Here is a 22,536-nt window from a genome sequence, read left to right as displayed (position 1 = left end):
TGGAGGAAATAATCATGTTTGCATCAAAAAGTGAAAGAAAAGTACGTTATTCAATTCGTAAATTTAGTGTTGGAGTAGCTAGTGTAGTGGTTGCTAGCTTGTTCTTAGGAGGAGTAGTCCATGCAGAAGGGGTTGGAGGTGGGAATAACCCCACGGTTACATCTAGTGGGCAAGATAAGCTGAAGGAATATAAGCAACTTTTGTTAAAAGAGTTGGAAGAGACAGCTTTACCTGAAGATAAAAAAACTGAGTACAGAAAGCGGATTGAACAGGAGATGAACTATTCAGTACTAGCTGAGATAGAGAATAACTTTCATCAAGAAAGTTTGGAAATACGTAATAAAGAACATGATGAAGTAGTTGAAAAAGCTAAAACTGAGTTTCCTAGGTATTTAGATCAGATTTTAATGGGACTTGAAAAATTGGTTGATGAAAAAGATCCTCAGTTTGACAAGCTTATTCAAGAAGCTAAGGATATTGTAGAAGAATATAAACGAAGATTTGATGAAGGTATTGATAGCCAAGATATAAAAAGGTTAGAACAAGAGGGTAAAAATAAGCTAGATAAGTTGGTAGAGGACTTTAAGAATAGTTTATCAAATCAACAAAGTGAACCATCAGGAAATTCTAATTCTTCTAATGGTAGAGGTGATACGACTAAGCCTGCGAATCAAGGATTAGATTCTGATTCACCTTCTGGAAAAGAACATAATAATCCAACTCCACCAAAAGTAGAAAATCAAGGAGGAAATATAGTTTCTACTGAAAAAACTACGGAGACAAATCTTAAAGAAGCTAAAGAAACAGCTAAAACAACTTTGGACGCTTATAGACTTACTCGTTTAAAACAGGAAAATGGAGGAGTTTTTTGGTTTACAGATCTTTTAAGAGAATCCAAAGAATCTGTAGAGAAGTATAAAAGGATGTTTGATGAGGCTTCGAGTAAAGAAAAAGTGGAAAACTTGGTGAAAGAAGCTGAACAGGAGATAGAAGCTCTAGTCGTTAAACATAAGGGACGAGAAATCAGCTTAGAGCGAAATAAGGCAAAGGAAGCGGTCACTAAACATCTAACAGGTTTATTGGATGACATCAAGAAAAATTTAGAAAAAGAGCAACATATCAATACTGTAGAGCTAATTAAAAAGCTAAAAGATATTGAAAAAACGTATTTGCATAAATTAGATGAATCAACCCAAAAAACCCAACTAAAGAAACTGGTGGCAGAGAGTCGATCAAAACTAGATGAAGCTTTGTCTAACTTTAAAAAGGGCTTATCTTCTTCGGCAAATTCAGGATCCTCCACTAAACCAGAAACTCCAGAAAAACCAGAGCAATCTACTCCAAGCAAACCTGCTGAAAAAGAGCAGAACCCATCAGGTTCAGCCACAGGAAGACACTCCGGTTCCACTAGCTCTTCAGGAAGTTCTAGTGCTTCCACTAAACCAGAAACTCCAGAAAAACCAGAGCAACCTGCTCCAAGCAAACCTGCGGAAAAGGAACTGAATCCATCAGATTCAACCACAGGAAGACACTCCGGTTCTACCAGCTCTTCAGGAAGTTCTAGTGCTTCCACTAAACCAGAAACTCCAGAAAAACCAGGGGAATCTACTCCAAGCAAACCATCAGGAAACGAGACAAATTCTTCATCTCCTACAAGATCTAACAGTCTTTCTCCTACTCTCTCATCTCAACCGACATCTACTGTTCAAAAGGTATTTACAACTCAAAATGGAAATGCCAAGATTACTGTTATGTTTGAAACTGCTACAGAAGCAGACTCTGTCAATCTTAAAGAGGTAACAACAAAAGAAATGATTGATAATGTTACCCGTCAAACAGGACAAGGAACAGTGCGCATATTTGATATTTCCCTTTCAAAAGATGGAAAAGAAACCCATGTGAAGGGAGAGAGAGTAGTTCGTCTTGCAATTGGTAATATTGATTCTGAGATTCAAGTTTACCATGTGAAAGAAAATGGAGAATTGGAGTTACTCCCATCAACAGTTGAAAATGGGCAAGTCGTTTTCAAAACGAGTCATTTCAGCTTATTTGCGATTAAAACACTTCCTAAAAAACAAATGGTTGCCGAGCCAGAGGCAAATAGGGAAGGAAAAACTCAATCTGATGATAAGGAAATGGTTCTTCTTGCTGATAAAGCAAATCAAATGAGTGAAAATCGTTCAAATTCAGATAAAAAAGATAAGCAAGCACTCCCATCAACTGGAACAATGTCAACGTTGCTTATGGAATTCTTAGGTCTTATATCTCTAGTAGGTGTTTATCTATTAAAAGGAAAAAAGACGGAGAATGACTAATTTCATATAGATATTGCTTGCCTATATAAATCAAAAACCCGTAACCTTTAAGAGAGTTACGGGTTTTAATCTATTAAGCCTTATCCAATTGTAAGAGGGCTTCAATCTCTGCTAGGGTGCTAGCTTGTGAAATAGCTCCACGAAGTTTGGCAGCGCCAGATGTTCCACGGAGGTAGTGAGGAGCGAGTCCTCGGAATTCACGAACTGCGACATTTTCCCCTTTGAGGTTAATCAAGCGTTTCAAGTGTTCGTAGGCAATTTTCATCTTGTCTTCAAAGGTCAAATCAGGTAGGATTTCTCCTGTTTCAAAGTAGTGGTTGATTTGGTTGAAGAGGTAAGGATTCCCCATGGCAGCGCGGCCAATCATGACTGCGTCAGCACCGACTTCTTCGATGCGTTGTTTGGCTTCTTGAACTGTACGGATGTCACCGTTGGCGATGAAGGGAATCTTGGTCAGGGCTTGGGCTACGTCGTGCAAGGTCTCAAGGTCTGCGTGACCTGTATACATTTGCTCACGGGTACGTCCATGCATAGCGAGTGCAGAAACACCTGCAGCTTCAGCAGCGAGGGCATTTTCTACTGCAAGAGACGGGTCAGACCAGCCGGTACGCATTTTGACAGTGAGGGGGATATCAAGGACAGATTGTACCTTGTTGATGATAGAGTAGATCTTGTCTGGGTCTTTGAGCCACATAGCGCCAGCTTCATTCTTCACGATTTTGTTGACCGGGCAGCCCATGTTGATATCGACGATATCGGTCTTAGTGTTTTCTTGAATAAATTCTGCTGCGCGTGCGAGGCTGTCTTCATCGCTACCAAAGAGTTGGATAGAAACAGGGTTTTCGCCTTCATCGATGTGAAGCATATGTAGGGTTTTTTCGTTGTTGTATTGGATTCCCTTGTCAGAGACCATTTCCATGACAACGAGCCCAGCTCCGAGCTCTTTTGCAATAGTACGAAAGGCTGAGTTGGTGACACCAGCCATGGGTGCTAAAACGGTACGATTGGGAATCTCAACATTGCCAATCATAAAAGGTGTATTAAGATTTGTCACGAATGAGTTCCTCCAGGTCGTTTTCATCAAAGTTGTAAGTAGTTTGGCAGAATTGACAAGTGATTTCAGCCCCGTGGTCTTCCTCTTTCATTTCCTGTAAGTCTGAGCTTGGAAGGCTGGCAAGAGCGTTCATAAAGCGTTCATGGCTACAGTCGCATTGGAAACGAATTTCTTCTTCAGAAAGACGCTTGTAGGCCTCGTCACCGTAGATTGCTTTGAGGAGGGCTTCGATATGGTCGTCACTTTCCAGAAGGGTTGAGATAGCTGGCATTTCTTGGATGCGTTTTTCAAAGCGAGCAATCTCTTCTTCCTTGGCTCCCGGCAAGACTTGAACTAGGAAACCACCTGCAACCTTGACCTTGTCTTCTTCGTCCAAAAGGACATTGAGGCCGACTGCAGAAGGGGTCTGTTGGCTTTCAGTCAGGTAAAAGGCAAGGTCTTCACCGATTTCCCCAGAGATGAGGGGAGTCATAGAGTTATAAGGATTTCCAGTACCATAGTCTGTGATAACGAGGAATTGGCCATTGCCGACAAAAGGTCCGACTAGGACTTCACCAGTTGCAGTCTTTTTGATGTCGACACCAGGATTTTGGACGTATCCTTTAACGTTCCCCTTGGTATCAGCGACGGTGATGATAGCACCTAGAGAGCTAGAACCCAGCACCTTAACTGTAAGTTTGGTATTTCCTTTTTCATTGGCTGCGAGAATTTGGCTAGCGATAAGGGTACGACCAAGTGCTACAGTTGAGCTAGCTTGGGTTTGGTGTTTTTCTTGAGCAGTGCGGACGGTTTCAGTGCTGTCTAGGACAAAAGCACGAAAGGCTCCGCTTTCTGATATTGTTTTAATAATTTTATCCATAGCTACTATTTTAGCATAAAAATGCCCAAAGGGGGAGTCGTGTGTTTGCTGATTTTCAGGATAATGGATCAGGAAATCAGCAGAAAAATAAAAAGAGAAGCAGATTATTTCAGCATTTGTAAGATTTATGCTATGCTTAAGGTAGAAAATGAAAGGGGTAACAAATGTATTTAGGAGACTTGATGGAAAAGGCCGAGTGTGGTCAATTTTCAATCCTTTCCTTTCTATTACAAGAGTCTCAGACGACTGTCAAGGCTGTAATGGAGGAAACAGGATTTTCAAAAGCAACCCTAACCAAATATGTCACCCTGCTCAATGACAAGGCTTTGGACAGTGGTTTAGAGCTGAATATCTCCTTAGAAGATGAAAATCTGCGTCTGTCGATCGGTGCAGCTACCAAGGGGAGAGATATTCGGAGCATGTTTTTGGAGAATGCTGTTAAATATCAGATTCTTGTTTATCTTCTTTACCATCAACAGTTTTTAGCCCATCAGCTGGCTCAAGAATTGATGATTAGTGAGGCAACGCTTGGTCGCCATTTGGCTAGTTTAAATCAGATTTTGTCAGAATTTGACTTATCCATCCAAAATGGACGGTGGCGAGGTCCAGAGCATCAGATTCGCTATTTCTATTTCTGTCTTTTTCGCAAGGTTTGGTCCAGTCAGGAGTGGGAAGGCCACATGCAGAAGCCAGAGAGAAAGCAGGAAATTGCCAGTTTAGAGGAAATCTGCGGTGCAAGTTTGTCTTCGGGCCAGAAATTGGACCTGGTTCTCTGGGCTCACATCAGTCAACAGCGTCTGCGGGTCAATGCCTGTCAGTTTCAAGTTATAGAAGAGAAAATGCGAGGGTATTTTGACAATATTTTCTATCTTCGTTTGCTGAGAAAGGCTCCGTCCTTTTTTGCTGGGCAACACATCCCTCTAGGAACTGAGGACGGTGAGATGATGATATTCTTCTCTTTCCTCTTGTCCCATCGCATTCTTCCTCTTCATACTATGGAGTATATTCTTGGTTTTGGAGGGCAATTGGCAGATTTGCTGACGCAATTGATACAAGAAATGAAGAAGGAGGAGTTGCTGGGTGATTATACAGAGGACCATGTCACCTATGAACTCAGTCAGCTTTGTGCTCAAGTCTATCTATATAAGGGCTATATTTTACAAGATCAGTACAGATACCAGGCAGAGAATCGTCATCCTTATTTGCTGATGGAACATGATTTTAGGGGAACGGCAGAGGAGATTTTTCATGCCTTGCCCGCTTTTCAGCAGGGGACAGACTTAGATAAGAAGATTTTCTGGGAATGGCTCCAGTTAATCGAATATATGGCTGAAAATGGTGGCCAGCATATGCGGATTGGTTTGGATTTGACATCTGGTTTTCTTGTCTTTTCAAGGATGGCTGCTATTTTAAAACGGTATTTGGAATACAATCGTTTTATTACCATTGAAGCCTATGACCGAACTCGGCATTATGATTTGCTGGTTACCAATAATCCGATTCATAAGAAGGAACAAACACCAGTCTATTATTTAAAAAATGACTTGGATATGGAAGATTTGGCAGCGATTCGTCAGTTATTATTCACTTAAAAGGCTTGGTACTTCCAGGTCTTTTTTGTGAAATTCACACAATCTCCTCACGTTTTTTTAAAAATTAAAAAATGTTGATGAACAAGAAAGCGTTTTATTTTGTATACTAGTAAGTGTAAAGAGGAAACACCTCAAGATCTTTATCAGGAGGACAGCACATGTCACAAGAAAAATACATCATGGCCATTGACCAGGGAACTACAAGTTCTCGTGCCATTATTTTCAACAAAAAAGGAGAAAAGGTCAGCTCGAGCCAAAAAGAGTTCACTCAGATTTTTCCTCAAGCAGGTTGGGTAGAGCACAATGCCAATGAAATTTGGAACTCTGTTCAGTCAGTTATCGCAGGTGCTTTCATCGAAAGTGGTGTCAAGCCAAATCAAATCGAAGCAATCGGGATTACCAACCAGCGTGAAACAACGGTCGTCTGGGATAAGAAAACAGGGCTCCCTATCTACAACGCTATCGTTTGGCAGTCACGCCAGACAGCTCCTTTGGCTGAACAACTAAAAAGCCAAGGTTATGTGGAAAAATTCCATGAAAAGACTGGTTTGATCATCGATGCTTACTTCTCAGCTACCAAGGTTCGTTGGATTTTAGACCATGTAGAAGGCGCTCAAGAGCGAGCAGAAAAAGGGGAATTGCTCTTTGGTACTATCGATACTTGGTTAGTTTGGAAATTGACTGACGGTGCGGCTCACGTGACGGACTACTCAAATGCAGCCCGTACCATGCTTTATAACATTAAGGAACTCAAATGGGATGACGAGATTTTGGAAATTCTCAACATTCCTAAGGCTATGCTTCCAGAAGTTCGTTCTAACTCTGAAATCTACGGCAAGACAGCTCCATTCCATTTCTACGGTGGACAAGTGCCAATCTCAGGTATGGCTGGGGACCAACAGGCAGCCCTCTTTGGACAGTTGGCCTTTGAACCAGGTATGGTCAAGAATACTTATGGAACAGGTTCTTTCATCATCATGAATACTGGGGAAGAGATGCAGTTGTCTGAAAATAACCTCTTGACAACCATTGGTTACGGAATCAACGGCAAGGTTTACTATGCCTTGGAAGGTTCTATCTTCATCGCAGGAAGTGCCATTCAGTGGCTTCGTGACGGACTTCGTATGGTAGAAAACTCACCAGAATCGGAAAAGTATGCTCGTGATTCTCACAACAATGATGAAGTTTATGTCGTTCCTGCCTTTACAGGTCTAGGTGCTCCATACTGGAACCAAAACGCTCGTGGTTCTGTCTTTGGCTTAACTCGTGGAACAAGCAAAGAAGACTTTATCAAGGCAACCTTGCAATCCATCGCTTATCAAGTCCGTGACATCATTGATACCATGCAATTGGATGCTCAGACAGCTATCCAAGTCTTGAAAGTAGACGGTGGTGCAGCTATGAACAACTTCCTCATGCAGTTCCAAGCTGACATCTTGGGAATCGACATCGCACGCGCCAAAAACTTGGAAACAACAGCTCTGGGGGCTGCCTTCTTAGCAGGTTTGTCAGTAGGCTACTGGAAGGACTTGGATGAGTTGAAACTCTTGAACGAGACAGGAGAACTCTTTGAGCCATCCATGAACGAATCGCGCAAGGAACAACTCTACAAGGGCTGGAAGAAGGCTGTGAAAGCAACTCAAGTCTTTGCGGAAGTAGACGACTAATACTGGCAGAATAAAGCGATTTATTTAGAAAGTGTGTAAATATGGAATTTTCAAAGAAAACACGTGAATTATCAATTAAAAAAATGCAGGAACGCACCCTGGATCTCTTGATTATCGGTGGAGGAATCACAGGAGCTGGTGTAGCCTTGCAGGCTGCAGCTAGTGGTCTTGAGACTGGTTTGATTGAAATGCAGGACTTCGCAGAAGGAACATCCAGCCGTTCAACAAAATTGGTTCACGGTGGCCTTCGCTACCTCAAACAATTCGACGTAGAAGTAGTATCAGATACAGTTTCAGAACGTGCAGTGGTTCAACAAATCGCTCCACACATTCCAAAACCGGACCCAATGCTCTTACCAGTTTACGATGAAGATGGAGCGACCTTTAGCCTCTTCCGTCTTAAAGTAGCCATGGACTTGTACGACCTTTTGGCAGGTGTTAGCAACACACCAGCTGCTAACAAGGTTTTGAGCAAGGAAGAAGTTTTAGAACGCCAGCCAAACTTGAAGAAAGAAGGCTTGGTAGGAGGTGGGGTTTACCTTGACTTCCGTAACAACGATGCGCGTCTTGTGATTGAAAACATCAAACGTGCTAACCAAGATGGCGCCCTCATTGCTAACCATGTTAAGGCAGAAGGCTTCCTCTTTGACGAAAGTGGCAAGATTACAGGTGTTGTAGCTCGTGATCTCTTGACAGACCAAGTCTTTGAAATCAAGGCGCGTCTGGTGATTAACACAACAGGTCCTTGGAGCGACAAGGTGCGCAATTTGTCTAATAAGGGAACGCAATTCTCACAAATGCGTCCAACTAAGGGAGTTCACTTGGTAGTGGATTCAAGTAAAATCAAGGTTTCACAGCCAGTTTACTTTGACACTGGTTTGGGAGATGGTCGTATGGTCTTTGTTCTCCCACGTGAAAACAAGACTTACTTCGGTACAACTGATACAGACTACACAGGTGATTTGGAACATCCGAAAGTGACTCAGGAAGATGTAGATTACCTACTTGGTATTGTCAACAACCGCTTCCCAGAAGCGAATATTACAGTTGCTGACATTGAAAGTAGCTGGGCAGGTCTTCGTCCATTGATCGCAGGCAATAGCGCTTCTGACTACAATGGAGGAAATAACGGAACCATCAGTGATGAAAGCTTTAACAACTTGATTGCGACTGTTGAATCTTATCTCTCTAAAGAAAAAACGCGTGAAGATGTTGAGTCTGCTGTCAGCAAGCTTGAAAGCAGTACCTCTGAGAAACATTTGGACCCATCTGCAGTTTCTCGTGGTTCTAGCTTGGACCGAGATGACAATGGTCTCTTGACTCTTGCTGGTGGTAAAATCACAGACTACCGTAAGATGGCTGAAGGAGCTATGGAGCGCGTGGTTGATATCCTCAAATCAGAATTTGATCGTAGCTTTAAACTCATCAATTCTAAGACTTACCCTGTTTCAGGTGGGGAATTGAACCCAGCAAATGTGGACTCAGAAATCGAAGCCTTTGCGCAACTTGGAGTTTCACGTGGTTTGGATAGCAAGGAAGCACAGTATCTAGCAAATCTTTACGGTTCAAATGCACCGAAGGTCTTTGCCCTTGCTCACAGCTTGGAACAAGCGCCAGGACTCAGCTTGGCAGACACCTTGTCTCTTCACTATGCAATGCGCAATGAGTTGGCTCTTAGCCCAGTTGACTTCCTTCTTCGTCGTACCAACCACATGCTCTTTATGCGTGATAGTTTGGATAGTATCGTTGAGCCAGTCTTGGATGAAATGGGACGATTCTATGATTGGTCAGAAGAAGAAAAAGCAGGCTACCGTGCGGATGTCGAAGCAGCTCTTGCTAACAACGATTTAGCAGAATTAAAAAATTAAGAAAAAATAAAAGAGGTGGAGGGCAGGACTCCTAGTCTACCCTCTCCTTATTTTTAATGGAGGCAGAAAGATGATGAATGAATTATTTGGAGAATTTTTAGGGACTTTAATCCTGATTCTTCTAGGAAATGGTGTTGTTGCAGGTGTGGTTCTTCCTAAAACCAAGAGCAACAGCTCAGGTTGGATTGTGATTACTATGGGTTGGGGAATTGCGGTTGCAGTTGCAGTCTTTGTATCTGGCAAGCTCAGTCCAGCTCATTTAAACCCAGCTGTGACCATTGGTGTAGCCTTAAAAGGTGGTTTGCCTTGGGCTTCCGTTTTACCTTACATCCTAGCTCAGTTCGCAGGGGCTATGCTCGGTCAGATTTTGGTTTGGTTGCAATTCAAACCGCATTATGAGGCAGAAGAAAATGCAGGCAATATCCTGGCAACCTTCAGTACCGGGCCAGCCATCAAGGATACAGTTTCTAACTTGATTAGCGAAATCCTTGGTACCTTTGTTTTGGTATTGACAATCTTTGCTTTGGGACTGTACGATTTTCAGGCAGGTATCGGAACCTTTGCAGTAGGAACTTTGATTGTCGGTATCGGTCTATCACTAGGTGGGACAACAGGTTATGCTTTGAATCCTGCGCGTGACCTTGGACCTCGTATCATGCACAGTATCCTTCCAATTTCAAACAAGGGAGACGGAGACTGGTCTTATGCTTGGATTCCTGTTGTGGGACCTGTTATCGGTGCAGCCTTGGCTGTTCTTGTATTCTCGCTTTTCTAATCTGGAAAACAATTATTTTGATAGAGCTTAGGCAAGAGCCCAATTTCAGCAAAAAATGAAGTAAATCTTTTCACAATAAAACGCATAGTATCAAGTTTTTCAATACCTGATATTATGCGCTTTTCTTATCGTTAAGATTTTTTCTCCAGTCACTTTTTTCGATTGAAGATGTAAGTATTCTAATAACTAACTTCTTAGTACTAGCCAACAACGATAATCATAATTCCTCCTAAAATTAGGAATAATAAAGGCAATAGTTTTTGTTTTTTCATGTGAAATACCTCGCTTTTGTTTTCTTCTATTTTATGCTAAAATATTAAAAATCAAAAACTGTTCCCATATATGCTTGTTGGAGAGATATTATGAAAAAATTTGGAGAAATTTTTAAAAAGTTTCGAGAATCTAGAGGGTTTCGCTTAAAAGATGTCGAAAAAGCTGGTATATCAACATCGCAACTCTCACGTTTTGAAAAGGGAGAGACTGATTTAACCATTTCAAAATTTATGGCTATTTTGGATGAAATTAACATGCCTATTGATGAATTTATGTATGCTGTTCATGATTTTCATCGTGATGAACTGAACGAACTCTTATCAAAGGTTAGGCATTTTGTATCAAATCATGATGTTGATGGGTTGAAAAAATTACTTTATTCTCAGATGGAGTCAGATTCTAAACAAGAGAAATTTCATAAGCTTAACATTATTTTATTAAAAATTCGTTTACAAGATTTATCTGGAGAAGCTTATTATTCTGGTGATGATTTATCTTATCTAACTGACTATCTCTTTAGTGTTGAATATTGGGGATACTATGAATTATTGATTTTTTCAAATACTTTAGATGTCCTAAAACACGATGTCTTTATGGTTTTGGCTAGAGAGATGTCTAGACGTTCTGATTTTTATAAAGAAATTCCTAATAATAGACGATTGATTTCATCTATGCTATTGAATGGATATATCACATGTATTGAAAGAGGAAAATTTCTTGATGCTTTGTATTTTGAAAAACGATTAAACCAATGCTTTTTCACTGAAACTGAAATTTATGAACGGTTGGTGTTTCAGTATGCACAACATCTGTATCGATACAAAAAAGAGATGGATTGTAAAGCAATTATTGAAATGAGGAAGTGTATTGGAGCAATGAAATTAGCGGGAAGTAACCATTTGGCAAAGAATTATGAAAGGCATTTAGAAAAAATTTTAGTAAGTAAAAGGTAATACGCAGATATGGGAAAGAATTTCAAATTTTTTGTTGTTATTGTAAAATTGTTGTTGTAAGCTTACAAAATAATTTTTAAGAGGTGACTACTATGTCTATTGAATTTACAGAAGAAGAGCTTCTACAAATGAAAGCTATTGATGATATTATGACACCAGCTGAAGATCAGCCAAGTGGTATCATCGTTGGACAGCAGCATATTACTCGTCGTAGATACTAAATAATGGAGGAGATAGCATATGATCTATGAATTAGAAGATGGGGAGATAAAACCAATAGCTGAAAGTAATCCAGTTCACACGATTTCATTAGTATCAATCTATCAACAGAAGATTAGTGATAAATTTACGCTTTTAATTAATTCTTTTAAAAATAAAGTATTAGTTGTAGAAAGTGATAAAATAAAGAACAATATGATGAATGTTGATTCTTTTCTAAGTGAATGGTTTGAAACTCCCTCTTCTGATTTAGATCACTTTACTCCTGATAAACTTTATGATGAAAAATTATTGTTAGAATCTAGGAAAAAGATTCAAATTTCTTTAGCGATTACTTACTCTTGTAATTTACGGTGTAGCTATTGTTTTCAACAAAAATATGATGGTTTAGTAAGAAAACCGATAACTCTCGGTGAGTTGGATGAAACACTTGATAAAATTACAGCGCTTATTAGGGAAAATCCAGATTTAGAAGTTTCTTTAGGCTTATTTGGAGGAGAACCCTTGTTGCCTAAGAATGAGCCAATACTTGATAGAATTTTTCAGTATTGTGTTGATAAGAAATTAAAAATAGACATAACAACTAATGGAATTTTCTTACCATACTTTGCTAAAAAACTTATCATTTATAGAAGTATTATATCGGTTATTGCAATTACTGTTAATACATTACCAGAAACATATAAAGAGATAGTTAAAATAACCAAAGTAGCAAATAATACAGAGAAATTATTAGCTATCACGGATTTATTGTTAGATTATGGAATTGTGATGGATGTTGGAACAAATTTTGATAAGACAAATTTATATGAATTAGTTCCAATTTATTCTTATTTTAAGGAGAAAGGTTATTTTTCAAGAGAGAATTTTCATTGGAATATAGGAAGAGTGGATGATCGGTTATTTGATACTGGATATGATGACTATATTGTATCTGAGACAGATATTCTTTTAGAGTTGATGAAAATCACCGAACAAGTTCCTCTAAATCTCCATGCAGGTTTTATTCAAACATGTAAAAATTTGACCGATAAGTTAAAGTTGTCCTTTAATGAAGCTCAAACCAAAGGAGTGTATAATTACTGTTGGAACGTATCTCCTTATGATAGAGTTTTCTATGTTGATAATGAACTCAATCTATTTAGATGCACTGTTACAGTTGGACGTCCTCAGTATATTCTAGGAAATTTGCGTAACATTGACTTGATGTCTTATCAAAACGAAACAAAGACTTTTTTAGATTATAAAGATTGTCAAAGTTGTGAAATAGGTGGTCTATGCTCGGGAGGGTGCAAATTATCCGCTGATATCGATTTTTATAAACAATGTAAATGGGAAAAACAAGAATTTGAAAAATTTGTTAATCAAATTTTAATTCCAAAGTTGGAAACAAAGATGGGAGCGCTACATGTCTAATTCATTTGTCAAGTTGTTAGTCTCTCAATTGTTTGCAAATTTAGCAGATATTTTCTTTAGAGTAACAATCATTGCTAACATATACATTATTTCAAAATCAGTAATTGCCACATCACTAGTTCCCATTTTAATAGGGATATCCTCTTTTGTTGCGAGTCTTTTAGTTCCTTTAGTTACTAAAAGGTTAGCACTAAATAGGGTTTTATCTTTATCCCAATTTGGAAAGACTATATTATTATCGACACTGGTAGGGATGTTTATACTAATGCAATCAGTAGCGCCTTTGATGACCTATCTATTTGTTGTTGCGATTTCCATATTGGATGGTTTTGCAGCACCTGTTTCCTATGCTATTGTGCCACGCTATGCGACCGATTTGGGCAAGGCTAACTCAGCCTTATCAATGACTGGTGAAGCTGTTCAATTGGTGGGTTGGGGATTAGGTGGACTCTTGTTTGCAACAATTGGTCTCTTACCTACCACGTTTATCATTTTAATCTTGTATATCATTTCTAGCTTTCTGATGTTATTTCTTCCGAAGGCTGAAGTGGAGGTGTTAGAGTCAGAAACTAATCTTGAAATTTTGCTCAGAGGTTGGAAGTTAGTTGCCAAAGATCCTAGATTAAGACTTTTTGTATCAGCAAATTTATTGGAAATTTTCTCAAATACGATTTGGGTTTCTTCTATCATACTTGTCTTTGTAACGGAGTTATTAAATAAAACGGAAAGTTACTGGGGATATTCTAATACAGCATACTCTATTGGGATTATAATTAGTGGCTTAATTGCTTTTAGGCTATCTGAAAAGTTCCTCGCTGCTAAATGGGAAAGTATTCTTTTTTCTCTTGTAGCTATGGCAATAGTGACACTGACTATTCTATATTTTCCAAACGCACATATGTTTTTAGTATTTTCAGCTTTAGTTGGTATGTTATCGCAGCTAAAAGAAGTTCCTGAAAGTGTATTTCTTCAGGAAACAGTAGAGGAAAATAACTTGGTTAATGTCTATTCCGTTCTTGAAGTGATTTCGACATTAGCATTTTCAGTATTTGTTTTGCTAATGAGCTATATTACTGAGAATTTTGGTATTAGCATCAGTTTTTGGCTATCAGCCATTTGTCTGATGATAGAGGCTATTTTAATCTATATCAGACGAGATTATTTTAAATGAGAGACTGGTTAAAAAGTATTTAAAGTCAGAAAAGCGCATAGTATCAGGTGTTGAAACTTGATATTGTGCGTTTTATTATGGAAAGATTTACTTCATTTTCTACTGAAATGGAGTTTTACCTAGACTTCTCTATTTAAAATATTCATAGAAAAACCGCATAATCTTTAAAATTAGCTTAAATGTAATGAAAATGTACGGTAAACAATTGAAAAAATACTATATAAAGTGGTACAATGGTAGAAAAATAAGCTAGTAAGAATTACTCTTATTTTAGCGAAAAATTACAGAAATGAATGGTTTTTCTTGATGAAACAGAGAAAAGAATTGTACCTCTTTCTTGGTCGGACAGCCTTGTATTTTCTTATCTTTCTAGGGCTGCTTTACTTCTTTAGCTATCTTGGTCAGGGTCAAGGAAGCTTTATCTATAATGAATTTTAACTTGAAGGAGAATCCCTATTGTGTCAAATAAACCAATAGCAGATATGATTGAAACAATTGAGCATTTTGCTCAGACCCAGCCTAGCTATCCTGTTTATAATGTTTTAGGGCAGGAACACACTTATGGCGATTTAAAGGCTGATTCGGATAGTTTGGCTGCAGTCATCGACCAACTAGGCTTGCCAGAGAAGTCTCCTGTGGTCGTTTTTGGTGGCCAAGAGTATGAAATGTTGGCAACTTTTGTAGCGCTGACTAAGTCAGGACATGCCTATATTCCAATTGACAGCCATTCGGCCTTGGAGCGAGTTTCGGCTATTTTAGAAGTGGCAGAGCCAAGCTTGATTATTGCCATTTCAGACTTTCCATTGGAGCAGGTTTCGACACCGATAATGAATCTAGCTCAGGTTCAAGAAACCTTTGATAAAGAGACCAGCTATGAAATTACGCATCCAGTCAAGGGAGATGATAATTACTACATTATTTTTACTTCTGGTACGACTGGTAAGCCTAAAGGAGTGCAGATTTCCCATGATAACCTCCTCAGCTTTACCAACTGGATGATTACGGATAAGGAATTTGCGACACCAAGTCGTCCGCAAATGCTGGCTCAGCCACCTTATTCTTTTGACCTGTCTGTCATGTACTGGGCGCCGACCTTGGCACTAGGTGGTACGCTCTTCGCTCTTCCTTCAGCCATCACTCAGGACTTTAAGCAACTCTTTGCGACCATCTTTTCATTGCCAATCGCTATCTGGACATCAACACCGTCTTTTGCAGATATGGCCATGTTGTCTGAGGATTTCAACAGTGAGAAAATGCCTGGCATCACGCATTTCTACTTTGATGGGGAAGAATTGACGGTCAAAACGGCTCAAAAACTGCGCGAGCGTTTCCCAAATGCCCGTATTATCAATGCCTATGGCCCAACAGAAGCAACAGTAGCCCTATCGGCTGTTTCCGTGACAGACGAGATGTTAGCGACTCTCAAACGCCTACCAATCGGCTATACCAAGGCTGATTCTCCGACCTTTATCATTGATGAAGAAGGCAATAAACTGCCAAATGGTGAACAGGGAGAAATCATTGTTTCTGGACCAGCCGTTTCAAAAGGCTATATGAACAATCCTGAAAAAACAGCGGAAGCCTTCTTTGAATTTGAAGGACTGCCAGCCTATCACACAGGTGATGTGGGAACCATGACAGATGAAGGCTTGCTTCTCTACGGCGGACGTATGGACTTCCAAATTAAGTTCAACGGTTATCGCATAGAGTTAGAAGATGTCTCTCAAAACCTCAACAAGTCTCGCTATATTGAGTCTGCTGTTGCTGTTCCACGTTATAACAAGGACCACAAGGTACAAAATCTACTGGCCTATGTCATCTTAAAAGATGGTGTTCGTGAGCAGTTTGAGCGAGATATCGATATTACCAAGGCCATCAAGGAAGATTTGACAGATATCATGATGTCCTATATGATGCCGTCTAAATTCCTTTACCGAGACAGCTTGCCACTGACTCCAAATGGGAAAATTGACATCAAAGGATTGATTAACGAGGTGAATAAGAGATGATGGAGTTTTTTCAACAGCTTCCTCATTTAGAGCCATACGGCAATCCTCAGTATTTTGTCTATGTGATTGCTGCAACCTTCCCCATCTTTATCGGTCTCTTTTTCAAGAAACGCTTTGCCTGGTATGAAGTGCTGGTTAGTCTCTTCTTTATCGTCACCATGTTGGTGGGTGGGAAGACCAATCAATTGGCTGCTTTGGGTATTTACCTTTGCTGGGAAATATTGCTCGTACTCTTCTACAAGTATTATCGAAAAAGTAAGGATGGCAAGTGGGTCTTCTACCTAGTTAGCTTTCTATCCCTCCTCCCGATTATCTTTGTCAAGGTGCAACCAGCTATCAATGGAACGCAGTCTTTGCTTGGATTTTTGGGAATTTCTTACCTGACCTTTCGTTCGGTTGGGATTATCATCGAGCTGAGAGATGGAGTGATTAAGGATTTTACCCTCTGGGAATTCCTTCGTTTCCTACTCTTCATGCCGACTTTCTCGAGTGGTCCAATCGATCGCTTTAAGCGTTTTAATGAAAATTATCAGACCATTCCTGAGCGAGATGAGTTGATGGATATGCTGGATGAATCCGTTCGCTATATCATGTGGGGATTTTTGTACAAGTTTATCCTAGCTCATGTTTTAGGAGAGACCTTACTCCCTCCTCTGAAGAATCTAGCCTTGCAATCAGGTGGCTTCTTTAACCTCTATGCCTTGGCAGTTATGTATACCTTTGGTCTGGAACTCTTCTTTGACTTTGCAGGTTATTCTATGTTTGCCTTGGCCATTTCAAACTTGATGGGAATCCGTAGCCCGATCAACTTTAATAAGCCCTTTTTATCAAGGGATTTAAAGGAATTTTGGAATCGCTGGCACATGAGTCTCTCTTTCTGGTTCCGTGACTTTGTCTTTATGCGAATGGTCATGGTGTTGACCAGAAAGAAGGTCTTTAAAAATCGTAATGTAACCTCAAGCGTGGCTTATATTGTAAATATGCTGATTATGGGATTTTGGCATGGCGTGACCTGGTACTATATCGCCTATGGACTCTTTCATGGATTAGGCTTGGTCATCAATGATGCTTGGATTCGCAAGAAAAAAACGCTCAATAAGGAACGGAAAAAAGCAGGGAAGCCTGCTCTACCTGAGAATCGCTGGATTCAGTTGCTTGGCATGGTTGTCACCTTCCATGTCGTCATGCTGTCATTCTTAATCTTTTCTGGATTTTTGAATGATTTATGGTTTAAAAAATAAAGGAAATAAAATATGGATATCAAATCAGAAGTTATCGAAATTATTGATGAGTTATTTATGGAAGATGTTTCTGACATGATGGATGAAGATCTTTTTGATGCAGGTGTCTTGGATAGTATGGGAACGGTTGAGTTGATTGTGGAGATTGAAAACTGTTTTGATATTCGTGTCCCTGTGACAGAGTTTGGTCGCGACGACTGGAATACAGCTAATAAAATCATAGCTGGTATTGTGGAGCTACAAAATGCTTAAACGCTTATGGATGATCTTCGGACCGGTCTTGATAGCTGGTTTGTTGGTTTTTCTGCTCATTTTCTTTTATCCTACTGAGATGCGTCATAATCTAGGAGCTGAAAAGCGTTCAGCAGTGGCTACTACTATCGATAGTTTTAAGGAGCGAAGTCAAAAGGTCAGGGCGCTATCTGATCCAAATATGCGTTTTGTTCCTTTCTTTGGCTCCAGTGAATGGCTTCGTTTTGACGGTGCTCATCCTGCGGTATTAGCTGAGAAATACAATCGCTCCTACCGTCCTTATCTTTTAGGACAGAGGGGAGCTGCATCGCTTAACCAGTATTTTGGGATGCAACAGATGCTGCCACAGCTGGAGAATAAACAAGTTGTGTATGTTATCTCACCTCAGTGGTTCAGTAAAAATGGCTATGAGCCAGCAGCTTTTCAGCAGTATTTTAATGGAGACCAGTTAACCAGTTTTCTGGAACATCAATCTGGAGATCAGGCTAGTCAATATGCAGCGACTCGCTTGCTGCAGCAGTTTCCAAACGTAGCTATGAAGGATCTGGTTCAGAAGTTGGCAAGCAAAGAAGAATTATCGACGGCAGACAATGAAATGATTGAATTATTGGCTCGGTTTAATGAACGCCAAGCCTCCTTTTTTGGTCAGTTTTCGGTTAGAGGCTATATCAACTACGAGAAGCATGTAGCTAAGTATTTAAATACCTTGCCAGACCAGTTTTCTTATCAAGCAATAGAAGATGTTGTCAAAGCAGATGCTGAAAAAAATACTTCCAATAATGATCTGGGAATGGAGAATGATTTCTATAATAAGCAGATCAAGAAGGATTTGAAGAAATTAAAGGATTCTCAGAAAAACTTTACCTACCTTAAATCACCAGAGTATAATGACCTGCAGTTGGTGTTAACCCAGTTTTCTAAATCTAAGGTAAACCCGATTTTTATCATTCCACCTGTTAATAAAAAATGGATGGACTACGCTGGTTTACGAGAGGATATGTACCAACAAACGGTGCAGAAGATTCGCTACCAGTTAGAGAGTCAAGGTTTTACTAATATAGCAGATTTTTCTAAGGATGGTGGGGAGCCTTTCTTTATGAAGGACACCATTCACCTTGGTTGGTTGGGTTGGTTGGCTTTTGACAAGGCAGTTGATCCTTTCCTATCCAATCCCACACCAGCTCCGACTTACCATCTGAATGAGCGTTTTTTCAGCAAAGATTGGGCGACTTATGATGGAGATGTCAAGGAATTTCAATAGATAATAGTATGGAAGAGTTCAAGAATAAAGCCGATTTTTACGTTTTTTCTTGACTCTTTTTTTGCTTGTGATATAATTAACTGGTAAATAAAGTTTTAAGGAATAGTATTTTTCTCTTAAAAAAGAGAAGTCCAAAAGGAAAGGAGTCAGATATGAGACAGCTAGCGAAGGATATCGATGCTTTTTTGAATGAGGTGATTTTGCAGGCGGAAAACCAACATGAAATCCTAATAGGTCATTGTACTAGCGAGGTGGCCCTGACCAATACTCAGGAGCATATCCTCATGCTTTTGTCAGAGGAATCTTTAACAAATTCAGAGTTGGCCCGTCGCCTCAATGTCAGTCAGGCGGCAGTTACCAAGGCCATTAAATCTTTGATCAAGGAAGGGATGTTGGAAACATCTAAAGATCCTAAGGATGCGCGTGTGATTTTTTATCAGTTGACTGACTTGGCTCGTCCAATCGCTGAGGAGCATCATCATCACCATGAGCACACACTTTTAACCTATGAACAAGTGGCGACTCAGTTTACTCCAAATGAACAAAAAGTGATCCAGCGGTTTTTGACTGCTTTAGTAGGAGAAATCAAATAATGAGATATATTACGGTAGAGGATTTATCCTTCTATTATGATAAGGAGCCAGTTCTTGAACATATCAATTATAGTGTTGATAGTGGGGAATTTGTTACCTTGACAGGGGAGAATGGGGCAGCTAAGACGACACTGATTAAGGCCAGTCTTGGAATTCTCCAACCACGCATTGGTAAGGTAACCATTTCAAAGACAAATACGCAGGGTAAGAAATTGAGAATAGCCTACCTTCCTCAACAGATTGCCAGTTTTAATGCAGGTTTTCCAAGTACGGTTTATGAATTTGTCAAGTCGGGTCGCTATCCGCGAAAAGGTTGGTTCCGTCGTTTGAATGCTCATGATGAGGAGCATATCAAGGCTAGTCTGGACTCAGTTGGTATGTGGGAACACCGAGACAAACGCTTGGGGTCTCTATCTGGGGGACAGAAGCAGCGAGCAGTGATTGCGCGTATGTTTGCTTCGGATCCAGATATGTTTATCCTAGATGAGCCGACAACGGGGATGGATGCAGGAAGTAAAAATGAATTTTACGAACTCATGCACCACAGCGCCCATCATCATGGCAAGGCTGTTTTGATGATTACCCATGACCCTGAAGAAGTTAAGGATTATGCGGATCGCAATATTCATCTAGTCCGTAACCAAGACTCGCCATGGCGTTGTTTCAACGTTCATGAGAATGACCAGGAGGTGGGCCATGCTTAGTTTGTTATCTTATGACTTTATGCAACGCGCCTTTCTGGCCGTTATTGCCATGAGTCTTTTCTCGCCGGTATTGGGGACTTTCCTTATCTTGCGCCGTCAGAGTTTGATGAGTGATACCCTCAGCCACGTCTCGCTTTCAGGTGTAGCCTTTGGTCTGGTCCTAGGGATTTCTCCAACTATTTCTACGATTGCTATTGTCTTGATTGCGGCGGTCTTCCTGGAGTATCTCCGTACAGTTTACAAGAGCTTTATGGAAATCGGGACAGCTATCCTCATGTCAACAGGTCTGGCTGTTTCTCTGATTGTCATGAGCAAGGGTAAAAGCTCCAGTTCAATGAGTTTGGACCAATATCTCTTTGGTTCCATCGTGACTATCAGCGAAGAGCAGGTCGTTTCCCTCTTTGTCATTGCAGCGGTTGTTTTGATCTTGACCTTCCTCTTCCTTCGACCAATGTATATCCTGACCTTTGATGAGGATACGGCCTTTGTGGATGGCTTGCCCGTTCGTACCATGTCCATTCTTTTTAACATGGTGACAGGGGTGGCCATTGCCCTTATGATTCCTGCAGCAGGAGCTCTTCTGGTATCGACCATTATGGTCTTGCCAGCTAGTATTGCCCTGCGTCTGGGGAAAAACTTTAAATCGGTTATGCTACTTGCCAGTGCGATTGGATTTTTGGGAATGGTAGCAGGACTTTACATTTCCTACTATGCAGAAACACCTGCAAGTGCAAGTATTACTATTATTTTTGTAACTGTTTTCTTGCTAATTAGTTTAGTAAGACGTTTTATCAAATAGGAGAAGAACATGAAAAAAATTAGCTTATTGCTAGCCAGTCTATGTGCCTTGTTTTTAGTGGCTTGTTCCAATCAAAAGCAAGCAGATGGCAAACTCAATATCGTGACAACCTTTTACCCTGTCTATGAATTTACCAAGCAAGTAGCAGGAGATACTGCTAATGTAGAACTTCTCATCGGTGCTGGTACAGAACCCCATGAATACGAACCGTCTGCCAAGGCAGTTGCCAAAATCCAAGACGCAGATACCTTCGTTTATGAAAATGAAAACATGGAAACATGGGTCCCTAAATTGCTAGATACTTTGGATAAGAAAAAGGTGAAAACCATCAAGGCGACAGGTGATATGTTGCTTTTGCCAGGTGGCGAGGAAGAAGAGGGAGACCATGACCATGGAGAAGAAGGCCATCACCATGAGTTTGACCCCCATGTTTGGTTATCACCAGTTCGTGCCATTAAACTAGTAGAGCACATCCGTGATAGCTTGTCAGCAGATTATCCTGATAAAAAAGAGACCTTTGAAAAGAACGCAGCTGCCTATATCGAAAAATTGCAAGCCTTGGATAAGGCTTATGCAGAAGGCTTGTCTCAAGCCAAACAAAAGAGCTTTGTGACTCAGCACGCTGCCTTTAACTATCTTGCTTTGGACTATGGACTCAAACAAGTCGCAATCTCAGGTCTTTCTCCAGATGCAGAACCATCAGCTGCTCGTTTGGCAGAGTTGACAGAGTACGTCAAGAAAAATAAAATTGCCTATATCTACTTTGAAGAAAATGCTTCACAAGCTCTTGCTAACACACTTTCAAAAGAAGCAGGTGTCAAAACAGATGTCCTCAATCCTTTAGAAAGTCTGACAGAAGAGGACACCAAGGCGGGAGAAAATTATATCTCTATCATGGAGAAAAACCTCAAAGCTTTGAAACAAACAACAGACCAAGAAGGCCCAGCAATCGAGCCTGAAAAGGCAGAGGATACCAAAACAGTTCAAAATGGTTACTTCGAGGATGCAGCTGTCAAGGATCGCACCTTGAGTGACTATGCAGGTAACTGGCAATCAGTTTATCCTTTCCTTGAAGATGGTACGTTTGACCAAGTCTTTGACTACAAGGCTAAGTTGACTGGTAAGATGACTCAGGCTGAATACAAGGCTTACTATACAAAAGGCTATCAGACAGATGTCACTAAGATCAACATTACTGATAATACTATGGAATTTGTTCAAGGTGGACAAAGTAAGAAATACACTTACAAGTATGTCGGCAAGAAAATCTTGACTTATAAGAAAGGCAATCGTGGTGTGCGCTTCCTCTTTGAAGCCACGGATGCGGATGCTGGACAGTTCAAGTATGTTCAGTTTAGTGACCACAATATCGCCCCAGTTAAGGCAGAACATTTCCATATTTTCTTTGGAGGCACAAGCCAAGAAGCCCTCTTTGAAGAAATGGATAACTGGCCAACCTATTACCCAGATAACCTATCTGGACAAGAAATCGCCCAAGAAATGTTGGCGCATTGA

The 22,536-nt window shown here is 40.3% G+C and carries 20 protein-coding genes; 18 read left to right on the top strand and 2 right to left on the bottom strand.

Annotated features, from left to right (window positions below):
• Positions 1–14 precede the first annotated feature (14 nt).
• A complete protein-coding gene (locus WKI23_RS06015; RefSeq protein WP_368079274.1) occupies positions 15–2,315 on the top strand; it encodes an RICH domain-containing protein in 2,301 nt (766 codons plus the stop codon).
• A 73-nt stretch (positions 2,316–2,388) separates the two neighbouring features.
• Here the strand turns inward: WKI23_RS06015 and dusB are convergent, their stop codons facing one another.
• Both dusB and hslO read right to left on the bottom strand, forming a co-directional pair.
• On the bottom strand, positions 2,389–3,369 hold the full coding sequence (gene dusB, locus WKI23_RS06010; protein ID WP_000183315.1) for a tRNA dihydrouridine synthase DusB: 981 nt from the start codon (positions 3,367–3,369) through the stop codon (positions 2,389–2,391).
• On the bottom strand, positions 3,356–4,228 hold the full coding sequence (gene hslO, locus WKI23_RS06005) for an Hsp33 family molecular chaperone HslO (protein ID WP_031227923.1): 873 nt from the start codon (positions 4,226–4,228) through the stop codon (positions 3,356–3,358). Before hslO ends, dusB begins: the two co-directional genes overlap by 14 nt.
• A 164-nt stretch (positions 4,229–4,392) precedes the next feature.
• Between hslO and WKI23_RS06000 the strand changes: the two genes are divergently transcribed.
• From WKI23_RS06000 to adcA, 17 genes are all read left to right on the top strand, one after another.
• Complete coding sequence (locus WKI23_RS06000) at positions 4,393–5,820, top strand: helix-turn-helix domain-containing protein (RefSeq protein ID WP_368079273.1); 1,428 nt, start codon at positions 4,393–4,395, stop codon at positions 5,818–5,820.
• 158 nt (positions 5,821–5,978) lie between these two features.
• Entirely contained in the window at positions 5,979–7,487 is a 1,509-nt protein-coding gene (gene glpK, locus WKI23_RS05995; RefSeq protein WP_368079272.1) for a glycerol kinase GlpK, read from the top strand.
• A gap of 41 nt (positions 7,488–7,528) precedes the next feature.
• Positions 7,529–9,355: a type 1 glycerol-3-phosphate oxidase gene (glpO, locus tag WKI23_RS05990; RefSeq protein ID WP_368079271.1), complete on the top strand. Its 1,827-nt coding sequence runs from the start codon at positions 7,529–7,531 to the stop codon at positions 9,353–9,355.
• Between the two features lie 70 nt (positions 9,356–9,425).
• Positions 9,426–10,130: an MIP/aquaporin family protein gene (locus WKI23_RS05985; protein WP_016398345.1), complete on the top strand. Its 705-nt coding sequence runs from the start codon at positions 9,426–9,428 to the stop codon at positions 10,128–10,130.
• A 362-nt stretch (positions 10,131–10,492) separates the two neighbouring features.
• On the top strand, positions 10,493–11,356 hold the full coding sequence (locus WKI23_RS05980; RefSeq protein ID WP_368079270.1) for a helix-turn-helix domain-containing protein: 864 nt from the start codon (positions 10,493–10,495) through the stop codon (positions 11,354–11,356).
• Between the two features lie 92 nt (positions 11,357–11,448).
• Positions 11,449–11,577 carry a ryptide family R-Y-crosslinked RiPP peptide gene (locus WKI23_RS05975; protein ID WP_368079269.1) on the top strand — a complete coding sequence of 43 codons (129 nt, stop codon included), beginning with the start codon at positions 11,449–11,451 and terminating at the stop codon, positions 11,575–11,577.
• Between the two features lie 19 nt (positions 11,578–11,596).
• Positions 11,597–12,991 (top strand): radical SAM/SPASM ryptide class RiPP maturase, encoded by a 1,395-nt coding sequence (locus WKI23_RS05970; protein ID WP_368079268.1) that lies wholly within the window; start codon positions 11,597–11,599, stop codon positions 12,989–12,991.
• Positions 12,984–14,162 carry a ryptide export MFS transporter gene (locus WKI23_RS05965; protein ID WP_368079267.1) on the top strand — a complete coding sequence of 393 codons (1,179 nt, stop codon included), beginning with the start codon at positions 12,984–12,986 and terminating at the stop codon, positions 14,160–14,162. Before WKI23_RS05970 ends, WKI23_RS05965 begins: the two co-directional genes overlap by 8 nt.
• A gap of 306 nt (positions 14,163–14,468) precedes the next feature.
• Positions 14,469–14,600 carry a teichoic acid D-Ala incorporation-associated protein DltX gene (locus WKI23_RS05960; protein WP_000813667.1) on the top strand — a complete coding sequence of 44 codons (132 nt, stop codon included), beginning with the start codon at positions 14,469–14,471 and terminating at the stop codon, positions 14,598–14,600.
• A 20-nt stretch (positions 14,601–14,620) separates the two neighbouring features.
• Positions 14,621–16,171, top strand: a complete 1,551-nt coding sequence (dltA, locus tag WKI23_RS05955; protein WP_368079266.1) for a D-alanine--poly(phosphoribitol) ligase subunit DltA — start codon at positions 14,621–14,623, stop codon at positions 16,169–16,171.
• Positions 16,168–17,412, top strand: coding sequence for a D-alanyl-lipoteichoic acid biosynthesis protein DltB (gene dltB, locus WKI23_RS05950; RefSeq protein WP_368079265.1), 1,245 nt, complete (start codon positions 16,168–16,170; stop codon positions 17,410–17,412). The genes dltA and dltB overlap by 4 nt, the downstream gene beginning before the upstream one ends.
• Positions 17,413–17,424: 12 nt before the next feature.
• Positions 17,425–17,664 (top strand): D-alanine--poly(phosphoribitol) ligase subunit DltC, encoded by a 240-nt coding sequence (gene dltC / locus WKI23_RS05945; protein ID WP_023396522.1) that lies wholly within the window; start codon positions 17,425–17,427, stop codon positions 17,662–17,664.
• Positions 17,657–18,925 (top strand): D-alanyl-lipoteichoic acid biosynthesis protein DltD, encoded by a 1,269-nt coding sequence (gene dltD, locus WKI23_RS05940; protein WP_368079264.1) that lies wholly within the window; start codon positions 17,657–17,659, stop codon positions 18,923–18,925. The genes dltC and dltD overlap by 8 nt, the downstream gene beginning before the upstream one ends.
• Positions 18,926–19,077: 152 nt before the next feature.
• Complete coding sequence (adcR, locus tag WKI23_RS05935) at positions 19,078–19,518, top strand: zinc-dependent transcriptional regulator AdcR (RefSeq protein ID WP_368079263.1); 441 nt, start codon at positions 19,078–19,080, stop codon at positions 19,516–19,518.
• Positions 19,518–20,222: a metal ABC transporter ATP-binding protein gene (locus tag WKI23_RS05930; RefSeq protein WP_153224127.1), complete on the top strand. Its 705-nt coding sequence runs from the start codon at positions 19,518–19,520 to the stop codon at positions 20,220–20,222. The genes adcR and WKI23_RS05930 overlap by 1 nt, the downstream gene beginning before the upstream one ends.
• Complete coding sequence (locus tag WKI23_RS05925; RefSeq protein ID WP_000950032.1) at positions 20,215–21,021, top strand: metal ABC transporter permease; 807 nt, start codon at positions 20,215–20,217, stop codon at positions 21,019–21,021. Before WKI23_RS05930 ends, WKI23_RS05925 begins: the two co-directional genes overlap by 8 nt.
• Before the next feature lie 9 nt (positions 21,022–21,030).
• A complete protein-coding gene (gene adcA, locus WKI23_RS05920) occupies positions 21,031–22,536 on the top strand; it encodes a zinc ABC transporter substrate-binding lipoprotein AdcA (RefSeq protein WP_000724050.1) in 1,506 nt (501 codons plus the stop codon).

The organism is Streptococcus pseudopneumoniae (genome assembly GCF_038148955.1).
Lineage (GTDB): Bacteria > Bacillota > Bacilli > Lactobacillales > Streptococcaceae > Streptococcus > Streptococcus pseudopneumoniae_T.
Note: the sequence above shows the minus strand (reverse complement) of the source record. Positions and strands in the feature narration are given on the sequence as shown.